Genomic DNA, 12864 nt, shown 5'->3' with positions numbered 1-12864 from the left:
AAACTACTCATCCATAAATTCAAAAATGCTTAGGTGCCAACGCCCAATTCCAGAAAACTCAGGCTTCACAATATTGAAATGTGAGCCGGAGACGGTGCTGCGATTAAAGAGGAAGATATCGAGTTTCTCCCTCTTTTGAATTCACACTTACTTCTCTTTGAACTCAGTGCCGAAAATAGGTCAACTTATTGAGCGTAATTTTGATCGGTAAAGTTTTAATTTTTAAGGAGTTTGGATGTGCAAATCCGTTGACACAGAGCTGCCGGTTCTTCAATCCATCAAAGATCGCTGGAGTCCAAGAGCTTTAGATCCAAAACCAATTCTAGAGATTGAGTTACAAGCCATGCTTGAGGCTCTACGCTGGTCGTCCTGATGTTTCAATGAGCAGCCCTGGTAACTTTTGATTACTCATCGTGGTGACGTGCGACACCAAGTCTTGTTGGAATGTGTGTCGGAAGGAAATCGTAGTTGGGCTCAACAAGCTCCTGTTTTAATGCTGGCAGTGGCAAGATTGCTTTTCACTCACAATGGAAAGGTTAACCGTCATGCTGGTTATGATCTGGGGCAGGCAATTGCTCAGCTTGCAATCCAAGCTACCTCCCGTCATATCTACCTGCATCAAATGGGAGGTTTTTCAGTAGAAGCAGCTAACGAGGCTTTTGGTTTGAATCAAAATCAGGAACCCTACTCGGTAATTGCACTGGGACATTTAGGTGATCCTGACACACTCACGGATACTCAACGTGAGAAAGAACTAGGGCCCCGTTTAAGGCTCCCACTGGATGAAATGCTTCTCTGAAGATATCAGGTTTATATTCTATCGATTTCCTAAAAAGGATTCTCAATAAAATCAGAAACATGGGATTCATAGACTCTACAAAATCCTCTTGCTCCAGAATAAGCAAAGACCTGTTCAACCAGGTTAGCTGAAGAGGACAATTTGATACCGTAACTGAGTGGGGCAACACCCTGTGCAAACTCATGTGCTACATCTTCTAGGCGAACTCGCCAATCTTTGATCAGAGAACTCCAATCATATTCAGCGGGTAATTCTTTTTTATGGTGATGTTTGTCGAAAGGCTTGATCCCCGGAAGGGAAGCTTCTTCCGCTTGAATTCCTTTGAAACTACATTCTCGATTGTGAACCTGGGCAAAAGCAACGGCTGCAAGAGTTCCTACCTGTAGATTCACAGCATAAAGAGGTAGCTGTGGTTCAGTAATTCTTTGCTGAAACCAACTTGTTGAGGAATTTCCTGTCCCAGATTTGTAATCAAGTAAGATGAACTGATCAGAGTGTTCTAAACGATCCAGCCGGTCGATTCGAACTCTGAACATCAGTCCACCCAATGAAAGTTCACCTTTTTCTTCTGATGCTTCGACAATAAAGGGAATACGACTTTTCTCCAGATCTAGCCAGTCATGGAGCAAGATATTGAGACGTCGCACTTCCAACCTGCGAAAATTTGTTTTGATCAATCCTGGATAGTATTTCTCAAAACGCTCTAGGGCAGCCTCAATACTATTTGTTATCCATTCTTGTACTTGAACTATATCCTCCAAAGCAGACGATCTATGTGCTTGATTCCAAAAGTTTTCAAGAGACCAGTGGACTAAATTCCCACGTTGTATTGGGGATAGCCCTGCTTGAGGAACAGTGGGATGCTTGGCACCCAGGCGGTACTCAGCATAAGCCATTCTCGGGCATAGAGCCTGAGCCTTGAGGACACTTGTTCCACCTCTTACATCTGTACCCAAAGGGAGTGGCAAACCGACAGAATCGGAGATTGTTTCTAAAGTGATTTGATGGTTGGCAAAGTCTTTCCAGATTGGATTAAACCGTCTTGAATCTTCCACCACTTCGACCCTTTTAGGCCAATTGAGCCATGGACTTGGGCGTACTTCACGACCGTCAATAGAAATTGGACTACTCAGCACCAAATCGACTGTTTGGTGTTCCCATCGCCTCAAAAGATCCTGACTGCTCTCTTCCACTTGTTCGAAATTCATGGAGTTCAGGCCAAGGTTATTTTGTAAGGTTACCGGTAGCAGGTTGGAATTTCTTGAAGGTGGGGGGAACTGCTGTTCGGTCAAACCACAGATCCAGAGACCATCAATGGGTAGGTCTAAAAGATCCTGAGTATCCATGATCAGAATCTTTTCTGATGCACCACCCTGAGTAGGATAGTACATCCGGTGCTGAAGCTGTCTGCGGGCTTGCTGAAGAAGGGCACTCAACTGAATCGGGCCTAGGATGTTGTCCAATTGAGAAAGATCTTGGAATAACTCACGCTCCTCATCCCATTCTCTGCCTGGATGCCAGCCTAGCCGTTGGCGAACCTTTCTCAAAAATTCAGTCCATTCTGAAGGCAGTTGTTTCTTAGGTGTGTTTGCGATGAGTTCTTTCAAGCTATCCAGTAATTCCAGAAAATGTGGACAAACAGTTTTTTCAGATAAATGCCTCAATAGACTGCGGCTCACAGTGATAGATTCCTTATCACGTAGAGCCAGTTCTAATTGACTCAGAGATTCCTGAGAATCTTTTGATTTCCAGAAACTTGAACGAAGCACTTGGGAAAGCAACTCAAGAGGGATTTTGGGATAGCTTGTGCTGGAGTGCAGTTGTAGTATTTCCCACCAATGATTCAGATGCTGAAAAGCCTTTAACTCCAAGAGAGGCTGGCCAGCCACTATTCGGTAGACATCTTGGCTGGAATCAGTCTGCCATTCGAAATCTGGGACCAACTGTTCATCCAACAATCGTCTCACGGTTTGCTGAACTTGGGAGAGCCCTGGGATCAACAAAGCTAATTTGGCTTCAGGCCATTTCTTTCGAATGCTATCTAGCCAGTCAATCGCAGTTCGAAGCTCAGACTCCTGATCTGAGAAGCAACGGGTAATAGGTTTTGTGGATTTCGGCCTAGATATTTGCCAGTTGCAAAAAGTACTGTTGCGGGATTGAAGGGCTTGTCGAAGTTTATTAAGTAATAAATCTTCACCTTTTCGAAAGCCAGCGAACCTGAATTCTTCAGGAATAGGAATTTGGCCTTCTTTAATCCATTTCAGACAGTTGGTTATTAGGTCTGCTTCGGTCCACCAGCCTTCTGCTTCACAACGACCTGTGAATTTTGTTTGCCATTTCGTGAATCTATCCCAAGTGCGATTGTGCGGAAAGTCGTGATGTCTTGAACTTAGATGGATTTGCCACAAACGATGAGTCTCTTGAACAGTTCGCACCAGTGGCAAAATCTGCAGAAAATCTTTCCAATCCTTGAGGTCCTCTCTGAGGATTTTCTCCCAAACCAGTTGTTCCTCGCGTTTTTGAAGCACCCGATTAAGATTTTCTGGAAAAGTTACCTGCTCAAACAGCAACGCTTGATTTGCTATTTGCAATAGCCATCGCTCAATTTGCATGACTTGGGGTGGTTCCCAGACAGTTGAATTTTCAGGTCTCAGGTACTCGTAAAAGTATTTTCTGGCAATCGGGACGCTGTTGCTCTGCGCCAACAAGATGCAAGGGAGTTTGGTGGGGGTCATCAGGACTGAGAAGGCAAAAGTTGCTGGCCTAGGGGAACGAAGCCAGCTTGGATGTATGTGTTATTTTGTGAATTGGCCGATCCCTTTGGACTGCATTGCATCCAGTAACTCGGTCATGATCTTTGGATCGTCAATGGTTGGTGGAACGGGGACATCTGTTGCAACAGCTAGCTGGCGGATGGTTTTTCGCAGGATTTTTCCAGAACGAGTCTTGGGGAGTCGAGCTACAATGGCGGCCTGACGGAAGTAAGCTACTGCACCAATTTCTTTTCGAATCAGCAAAATCAGGTCTTGCTCAATTGATTCAGCCTCAGCAGTGGCTCCATCTTTCAACACGACAAAGCCCACCGGCACCTGTCCTCTCAACTCATCATCAATTCCAACTACTGCACATTCAGCAACGGTAGCATGTGAGCCAAGTAGTTCTTCCATTTCCCCAGTGGAGAGCCGATGGCCAGCTACGTTGATGTTGTCATCGGTCCGTCCCATCACGAAGACATAGCCATCTTCATCAATATATCCTCCATCAGAGGTGCTGTAGTAGCCAGGAAATTGATCAAGATAAGATGCTTTGAATCGATCATGATCGCCCCAGAGAGTCGGCAAACAACTTGGTGGAAGAGGCAGCTTGATTGCGATGTTCCCTTGGGTATTTTTGGACACCTCATATCCTTCTTCATCAAGGACTGTCACGTTGTAACCCGGAGAGGGTAGCGTTGCCGAACCACTTTTCGGCTGATGTGGTTCCAAGCCCATTGGGTTCCCAGCGATGGCCCAACCCGTTTCAGTTTGCCACCAGTGATCCGTGATCGGAACATCCAAAATATTTTGGAGCCAGTCATAAGTCGGGGGATCCAATCTTTCACCGGCTAGGAAGAGTCCTTTGAGTGAAGAGACATCGTATTTTTTCAAAAATTCTGCATCAGGATCTTCCTTGCGTACAGCTCGGAAAGCAGTCGGTGCAGTGAAGAAATGCTTGATCTTGTGCTCTTCAATCATCCGCCAAAATGAGCCAGGATCTGGTGTTTTCACAGGCTTACCTTCGTAAACCACCGTCGTGCATCCATGAAGTAGTGGTGCGTAAACAATGTAAGAGTGACCAACTACCCAACCTACATCAGAGGCTGCCCAATAAACGTCACCTGGTTTAGCGTTATAGATGTTGTTCATGCTATAGCGCATGGCCACAGCGTGTCCGCCATTATCCCGTACCACCCCCTTGGGTAAGCCTGTTGTACCAGAAGTGTAAAGGATATAGAGGGCATCCCACGAATCAACAGGAACTGGTTCTACAGGATGTGCAGATGAAAGTTCAGTTTCCCAATCCAAATCTCTCCCATCTTTCATATCAGCTGTTACTTGGGGTCTTTGGAAAACCAGGACTTTTTCGGGAGGGAAGTTGGACTTTTGAATCGATTCATCGACAAGTGGTTTGTAGGGAATTACTTTCTGAACCTCGATTCCGCAGGAAGCTGTTATCAAAAGTTTTGGACGAGCATCATCGATGCGAACTGCCAATTCATTTGGAGCAAATCCACCAAAAACTACGGAGTGAATTGCTCCTAATCGAGCACAGGCCAGCATGGCAATGATGGCCTGTGGAATCATCGGCATGTAGACAATGATCCGATCCCCTTTAACAACGCCATGATTTTTCAGGACCCCTGCAAAACAAGCAACTTCGTCACGCAACTCTGAGTAGGTGAAAGTCTGTTGTTGACCAGTGACGGGGGAGTCGTAGATCAGGGCAGCTTGCTTAGCTCTTCCTGAATTGACGTGATGGTCCAGCGCCAGGTAGGAGGTATTCAGCTTACCACTTTCAAACCAGCGATAGGATTGGTTGCCATCTTGAGAAAGAATCGCTTGTGGGAACTCGAACCAGTCAACAGCTTCAGCCTGTTTTCGCCAGAAAGCTTCTGGGTTTTCAATCGATTCTCGGTGCTCTACCTGGTAGCCCATGTTCTTTCTCCCAGAATGAATTTGGATGTTGACTCTTGGCGTGTTCACTTACCGTTGCAGAATGGATTATTATATGTCATTCGAGTTGGTTTAGTATTGTATCAGCTTATGATTTGTTTGTTGGCGGAGACGAGTAGGAATCGAACCTACCAATGACTGTTTTAGAGCCATACACGCGGGTTTGAAGTCCGGGGCGCCCACCAGTGGCGCATCCGTCTCCGTAAAAGTCAATATGCAGAAAGCTCTAATAAATGTCCAGTAGGGGAACGGAATCATCGGTGACTTTTCCAGAAAGCAGGTGAGAAAAGGATCAAGACCGTGATGATATCTAGTCGTCCCGCCAACATCATCAGGGAAAGAAACCAAGTTCCAGCGTCAGAGACATGGTCGTAGTTTTCAGTTGGTCCAACATCTCCAAAAGCTGGTCCGATGTTCCAGAGCGAAGCCATCATCATATTTAGACCAGACCACCAATCTATCTCTGGTGAGAGAATACTCAGAAAAACCCCTCCGAGGACAACGGTATGCATCTGCAGAACGATGAAGCCAAGCACGCCATTTACCAAGGACATTTCAACCGGTCTACCATCAATCAAGATTGATTGAACCGCATGTGGTCGGGCCATCCGATGAAGCAAGCACTCCAAGAATCGAATCAACAGCGCAATATGAACGATACGGATTCCGCTTGTTGTTGATCCGGAACAAGCGCCTATGAACAGACAGAAAAACAATAACATCTGTGCCGCCTGTGGCCACAGTTCATAGTCTGTTGAAGTGTAGCCTGTGGTTGTGAGTAGGGAAAGCACCTGAAAGAATCCGTAGCGCAAGGCGTCCAGCAGATTGGAGTTTGTCCCGTTGAGCCAAAGTAACCCAGACACCCCAATCCCAAGGACAAAGCAAATCATCAGATACGCTTTGAGTTCAGTGCTTTTCATCAAGGATTGCCAATTGCCTTTGAGAGCTTGGTAGTGAAGGACAAAATCCATTCCTCCCAAAAACATGAAGAGACACAAAACCCATTCAACGTAAGCACTTCCAAACCCACCTGCACTGGCATTCAATGTTGAATAGCCTCCTGTAGCAACGGCACTAAAGGCTTGGCAAAGGGCATCAAACCAAGAGAGTCCCCCGAACCAGAGCAAAATCGCGCATACTCCATTCAAGAGTAAATAAATTCCCCAAAGCCACTTCATCGTTAACCGAACGTTTGGGAGCATTTTATCGCCAGTTCCCCCTTGACCAGGGGCTGACTCAATTCGGTACATCTGCAGATTTCCGCTTCCTACGTAAGAGAAAATCAACAGATACAGGCCAATCATTCCCATCCCTCCAAGAAAATGGGTCATGGAACGCCAGAATAACAACCCATGTGGCAGGGCTTCGATGTCATCGAGGATTGTGGAGCCTGTGGTCGTCAGACCTGACATGACCTCAAAAAAGGCATCAGTCAGACTGGGAATACTGCCGTGAAGAACGAAGGGGAGACAGCCGACTAGACAAATGCTGAACCAACCTAGGGTTACAATCAGCACTGTGTCTCGGAATTGTAAATTGCGTGATTGGCGATTAAACCACCAAAGAGGGCCACCGATCAAAACTGCAATACTAATTGCAGCGAGGATCGCTGGTGTGTCATTTTCGCCGTATAGCAGAGAAATCAGGAGAGGAATGAAAAGGACTGCGGCCAGCAGGAGCTGCAGGGCGCCGATGCTCTGGAGTGTCGGACTGAACTTCATGAAAAATGCCGGTTTTACAGAGAAATCCAGCAGATTCTTATAGTGGGAATTTGGACCAGTCCATGTCTTTCATTTCTTCTTGGATTGCTTCCTCAGAGACTTCTCTGGAGGTGGGCGCGCTTACAGTGCTACCTTCTGCTGTACTGCTTCCTCCAAATTTTTTCTGTTCAAATTTTTCGTAGAATCCAAGGGGTAGACCAAGCGCTCCACGGATGATGTGCTTAACCTTCTGCTCATCTTCCAGGGAATCAATACGATTAGAGATAGGGAAGCCCTTTGGGTTGATCTGATCATCTCTGGGTTCGATGCCTGCCATGTGAGCTAATAGGATGTCTTCCCCTTTCTGGATCTGTTTTTGGAAGTTTTCCGACATCAATAGCAAGACTGGAATTGGAGCTGCCAAGGAAAGATTTTTCGCATACAAGAAGCGCATGATGTCTTCAAATAAGTAGCACTCACAATCCACGATGTAGAGTAGGAAATTTTCTGCCTCGAATTCTCTTTTGCCTGGAAGAGTTCGCATGTAAACCAGCCGCTCTGGAAAATCTCCAACACTTAGCGCGGCTCGGATACCAGCTTCTTCAACAGGTTTGTCCTCACTGACAATGCTCACTCGGCCGAATTCGAGTAATTCTTCCAAGGACATGTCCTGTGCCTTTGGCTGAGTCTTCAGGAAAGAAATTACCTTCCTGTTCTCCAGCATTGCCAACCAGCGAATTCCACAAGCAAAGCTATGGATTTTTAGAGAATTGAGCCGGTACTGAATAATCGAACCAAAGAGTTCCTCTTCTGGATTTAGTTTTCTTACCACCTCTTCTTCTTCCTGAGTTTGATCAGTTTTCTGTAGTCTGGAAGAAGGCACACTTTTCGCCGTGATGGCCCCTGACAACTCCTGACCATAGTTGTTCGCTGCGAGTGCTTTTTCACCCTCGAAAGTTTCATCCGCTCTCATTTCCTCAAGGAGTTTGCTTTCTTGATCATTCAGAGACTTCGCTTTAAACGAGTGGCTTTTCTTTTTTGCCATCATTTTTGCTAATGGGGTCAACTCTATCAGTGCAAGGGTGCCATTCAGAGTATTGAGTAAGGTTTCCTCCTTCTCACGATCTTTATCCGTTTCCTTGCCCTCTTTATCTGGTAGTATCATTCTGAGTAGCTTCTCTTTGGGGGTAGAGAGAAGAGTGTGCATGTTTTCGGAACTGACCGTTGGCGTAGGATTGTGATTCTCGTCATCTGCTACAGCACAAGTTCGGAGTTTGATCACCAAGTCCCCACTTTCCTCTAGATTCCATCCGTTGATGAAGACGACCTCAAACTTTCTGAAGAATTGGGCGTTTTGAAGAAAATGCATGTAGGCCGCTTCCGTAGGGGCGTTGGCCAGCTTGGGATTCTCTAATTTATGCTTCAGGAACACCTGAAGAAAATCGAGAGAATTCATGTAGGTCAGCTGATGGCGTGGGAAGCCTTTTTTTGCTAGGTGGTCAATGATGTCAGATGAGAAGTCGTCCACAACAAGGTAGCGGGTCATTTGTAGCATGATACCGCCGAAGCGGGTAACCACGTGAGCGCGCCTTGTCCCTAGCAACAGGATTGACTCAATGAGATTAAAGTAGCCCTTGGCAAGTTTGCGGCCGAAAGCTTCAATTTTAGTAAGCTCCTGATCAATTTCGTATTGGTTTGCAGCAATATCCTGATAGGACTCATACTTTTGAAAGATCATCTGAAAGTATTCGTCATAGCGCTCCGCCTTGAGGTTCTCTCTTAATTCCAAATAGCGCTTTTCAAGCTTGTTGGTCATGTTTTCATAACGAACCGGAACGTCTGGTAATCCCTTCGGATGGTCAAGATCCACTTCGTAGATTCGTTTTTGTCGCTGCTGATATTCCTTAGTTTTCTTTAGGTCTTCAGAGGCCTCAAAGCCGAGCAGGATCATGAAATCGCATTTCCGCAACACCTCCGGCTTCAGCGTGGACTCTTTGATCACCATGAATTTACTGAATTTATTATTCCTCAGTACTGCATTCACGCGTTTAGCATAAGTACCATGTAGCTGGTTTTCGATGCAAACGATCAATCTCATACTGGTTTGACCGTATTGCAAGGACTCCAAATGATTCTGAAGGTCTTGTATCCGCGTCTGGTTCTTTATATTTTGTGTAGTGTGCTCTCCATCAAGATAAGATTGCAGAATACTTGTGGAAGCCAGTTGCTGGGCAACGAGACGAGTAATAGCACCCTTGTTCCCAATTCCCCCCAATTCACGACTTAGTTCTCCCCACTGGTAGGAGAGTCGATCTTTAAGTCGAAAAGGTGCGTGCTTCGTTATCGTAACAATGATTGCATCCGGATTGTTATTTCGATAGAGCACAAGAATATTTCTGAGCTTTGCCAGGAGTTTTGGTCGTTGAGGTGGCATCACCCAAGCGGGGAGTGATAAGCTCACAAAGATCAGATCTGCAAAATTGTAGGGGTAATCTTGAACTTCAGCAGCGTTGACAAGTTTAGTCTCCATTCCAAATTTCACCCAAGGTAAGGAATCACTTTGCAGGACCTGCTGCATCATGTCCTGTTCTCTCTGGAGCGCTTTTCTAAGAGCATCAATGTCCAGGCCCCGAGTGTTCAATTCCCAAGTTGAATCGTCATTGTTGTTGGGAAATTTGATCTCAACCATCAGATATGAGAAGAAAAATTCTAGACCCGGCTGTCCCTGACGCCAGGCAGCCTCTTCCATTTGGTGCAGGAGCTTTTGTGGATCTTGATCCGGATTTTCCTGGGTGTTTTCTTCTGTGGTCATGTCGTATGAATTGATTGAGGCGATACAGGAACCAGAAAACTTCCGGCTATAGCAGAAAAACTCTCTGACATTAACATAGGTGTTTGAAAAGAGCCAAGAGCTTTTGAACTAATGATGGATGACAAACCGAACACGCTTTACACCATTTGAACCCGTAAAATACTAGTCTACTGGCGCAGGAATTGAATCGCAGATCAGGAGGTTCAATTAATCACAATCAACATTAGTAATTGGGTTTAGATGCAAGTCAAACAGTCAGTTGTCAGCGGAAATGGAGAGCAGAAAGCTTCCCAGAATTCGAAAGTCGAAAATGTTTCTGCTCCGAAAACGGTTGCATTGAACACTTTGGGAGAAATTCCAAAATCGGCCCAGCTACAGGAGATGTCAGCTTATCTGAAGATTATTTCTCGTCTGGAAAATTTGAATGCTCGGCAGGACAGCCTACCTGAACCCGCCATTCAGGGTTTCATTCAAGGACTTGAGAAGCAGGTTGCTCAAATGAATGATCATGAGAAAGCTCTGTTGCTGAGGATTCCTGAAGTCAAATCATTGAATGTCAAGAATGCTGAGGAGTTGATCGATAGAATTGAAGATAAACTAACGGATGGACAAGCGAGCTTTAAGTTTTTTGAATTGTTGAGACAACCACAATTCGTTGAATTGATTGATCCAAGTCGCAAAGTGCAGACCTATGGCAACAAGGGCGCAGTGCAGCCTTCGGTAGCCAGTAGCGCTCCTGTGACTTCACAACAAACCCAGCCACCAACTCCTGAGAGTAATCGGGAATCAATCGCGACATCTGCCGCGAAATCCACAATGCCTCCCCAAGATTCAGTGGAGCCTTCTCCGATAAATCCACGACCTACAAACGCCTGAATTACCCCGCTTCATTACTCTGAACAAAGCTTGAGCTTGGTCTTTTGAGGCCAAACTCCAGTAAGTCACGCTCTCAAGCGTGCAGTCCCACAAGACCCCTGAATTCATCCAGTTACTCTATACGAACAAACTATCTCTGAATCAGATAGGTTTATTGCAGATCATTTCTGACGGGGTGTAGGATTCTGGAAGTCTTTGTAGAGAAGAAAGAGAAAACTTAGATTTATCATCAGGAGCAAGCCCAGCAGAAAAAGCAGATTGGTAGAGTAGAAGATTCCAGCAATTGCTGCTCCAGCAAAATGACCTACAAACTGGCAAAAATTGTAAACACCACTAGCAGTACCTTTGGTTGTTGGGTTTGTAAGCCTAGTAACGAGCGAAGGGAAGAGCGGCTCAAAAACATTAAAGCCCATGAAGAACAGGAATAGTCCTGCAATTAGTAAGGATTTGTCCTGAAACTCATGAAAAAAAGCCAAACAGAAAACAGAGGCTATCAAAAAAACAACTCCTAGAAACATCACTTCGCGGAAGCGATTTTTAGTTTCTGCTACAATCGCTGCTCCGACCATGATCAAGCCCCCACTCAACAGCATCGGAAGATAAATTTGCCATAGCTCAGAGCTTTTCCAACCTTGCTCTGCAAGTTGGATTGGAATCATGAAAAAAATGGCTGAGAGTCCTGTGCTACAAACAAATGCCCCGAAATCAATTGTTCGAATAGAAGGCAAGACCAATACAGATTTGATTATTTCTAGGGTTGGGGTGTTTGGGGTTCTGAAGGGCTTTTCTGGTTCAGGAACGAATCGCCAAAGAATGAATAAGCCAATCGTTGCCATTAGAGTAATGAGACCAAAAATCCCGGATAATCCCGCAAAACCACCTAAGAACGGAGCTATGAAAAAAGCCCCCCCGAAAGCTATTCCAATGCTTGCACCGATGCCAGCGTTTGCTCTAGTTCGTATTTCGGGTCTCGTCAGATCTGCAATCAAAGCAAAGACAGCAGAACTGATGGCACCTGCTCCCTGTAGCAAGCGCGCAACGATCATCAAATAAATATTGTCAGTGAAAGCGGCAATTAGGCTGCCAATAATGAACAATAAAAGACCAGCCATGATGACTGGTTTCCTACCTATGCGATCACTCCAAATGCCGAATGGAATTTGAAGCACGGCTTGAGTCAACCCGTACCCACCAAAGGCGAGTCCGATCAACAATGGAGTAGCACCTTCCAACTCTTGAGCTAATAAACTGAAGACCGGAAGTACAAGAAAGAGCCCGAACATCCGAAAAAACATGATGCTGCTGAGGCTTAGAATACTGCGGGATTCTAGAGGAGTAAAAACCGGACCGCGATCGCGTTTGGGCATTAAATTGGAAGACTTTTGGACTATTTCGACAGTTGATGGTTCAGATGGAACCATCATAATTATTTAAGCGGTGGGCCAATGATAGAGAATTAGGTACACCAAAACCCCGGTAACCGAAACATACATCCAGACCGGGAAAGTGTATCTTGCCAGTCGGCGGTGAGAAGTGAAGTTATTTGTGGCAGCAAAATAGAGAGTTGTGAAAATCATGGGCAGCATAACAGCGGAAAGAACAATATGGCTGATTAAGATGAAGAAATAAATTGGTCTGATGAAGCCGGTACCTTCGAAGGGAGTGTCTCCTTGGAAATGGTGATAGACCAAGTAGGAAACTAGAAAAACCGCAGAAAACCCCAGTGCTGTCAGCATCATTCGCCAATGACGCTCCTTGTCTCCTTGCTTGATCGCAATGACTCCCAGAGCAAGAAAAAGTGCGCAAGCTGAGTTCAGCAAAGCGTTGAGCGCAGGCATAAAGCTCAAATCCATTTCTGTCTCAGTGCCACTACTCTCCTTGAAATAGAGCAACCACAACAATAAAAGGAAAACGAGAGTGCTGACTGTGATAATCGCGCTGATGGCTGTACGGTTTGAAAAAGGG

Annotated in this window: 9 protein-coding genes and 1 tRNA gene; 3 read left to right on the top strand and 7 right to left on the bottom strand. The window is 45.5% G+C overall.

The features are described 5' to 3' along the window. Window positions 1–235 precede the first annotated feature (235 nt). Window positions 236–373 carry a hypothetical protein gene (locus P8O70_16290; protein ID MDG2198402.1) on the top strand — a complete coding sequence of 46 codons (138 nt, stop codon included), beginning with the start codon at window positions 236–238 and terminating at the stop codon, window positions 371–373. A 27-nt stretch (window positions 374–400) separates the two neighbouring features. Then, the gene (locus tag P8O70_16285) at window positions 401–799 is read left to right on the top strand and encodes a nitroreductase family protein (protein ID MDG2198401.1); all 399 of its coding nucleotides are present in this window, start codon (window positions 401–403) and stop codon (window positions 797–799) included. A 29-nt stretch (window positions 800–828) separates the two neighbouring features. Here P8O70_16285 and P8O70_16280 read toward each other — a convergent pair whose 3' ends face one another. The 5 genes from P8O70_16280 to P8O70_16260 all read right to left on the bottom strand — a co-directional run bounded on the left by P8O70_16280 (window position 829) and on the right by P8O70_16260 (window position 10023). Then, window positions 829–3534, bottom strand: coding sequence for a PD-(D/E)XK nuclease family protein (locus tag P8O70_16280; GenBank protein ID MDG2198400.1), 2706 nt, complete (start codon window positions 3532–3534; stop codon window positions 829–831). Window positions 3535–3594: 60 nt separating this feature from the next. Continuing rightward, a complete protein-coding gene (locus tag P8O70_16275) occupies window positions 3595–5493 on the bottom strand; it encodes a propionyl-CoA synthetase (GenBank protein MDG2198399.1) in 1899 nt (632 codons plus the stop codon). A gap of 121 nt (window positions 5494–5614) precedes the next feature. After that, window positions 5615–5713 (bottom strand) — tRNA-Sec (locus tag P8O70_16270). A 52-nt stretch (window positions 5714–5765) separates the two neighbouring features. Next, window positions 5766–7232: a potassium transporter TrkG gene (locus tag P8O70_16265; protein ID MDG2198398.1), complete on the bottom strand. Its 1467-nt coding sequence runs from the start codon at window positions 7230–7232 to the stop codon at window positions 5766–5768. Window positions 7233–7269: 37 nt separating this feature from the next. Next, window positions 7270–10023 (bottom strand): hypothetical protein, encoded by a 2754-nt coding sequence (locus tag P8O70_16260; protein MDG2198397.1) that lies wholly within the window; start codon window positions 10021–10023, stop codon window positions 7270–7272. Window positions 10024–10263: 240 nt separating this feature from the next. Here P8O70_16260 and P8O70_16255 point away from each other — a divergent pair, with 240 nt between their 5' ends. Next, window positions 10264–10899: a hypothetical protein gene (locus P8O70_16255; GenBank protein ID MDG2198396.1), complete on the top strand. Its 636-nt coding sequence runs from the start codon at window positions 10264–10266 to the stop codon at window positions 10897–10899. 161 nt (window positions 10900–11060) lie between these two features. Here the strand turns inward: P8O70_16255 and P8O70_16250 are convergent, their stop codons facing one another. Continuing rightward, complete coding sequence (locus P8O70_16250; GenBank protein ID MDG2198395.1) at window positions 11061–12266, bottom strand: MFS transporter; 1206 nt, start codon at window positions 12264–12266, stop codon at window positions 11061–11063. A gap of 63 nt (window positions 12267–12329) precedes the next feature. Then, the coding region (locus P8O70_16245; GenBank protein MDG2198394.1) for a DUF420 domain-containing protein at window positions 12330–12864 on the bottom strand (535 nt) is incomplete at its 5' end.

The sequence above is a fragment of the SAR324 cluster bacterium genome, assembly GCA_029245725.1.
Lineage (GTDB): Bacteria > SAR324 > SAR324 > SAR324 > NAC60-12 > JCVI-SCAAA005.
Note: the sequence above shows the minus strand (reverse complement) of the source record. Positions and strands in the feature narration are given on the sequence as shown.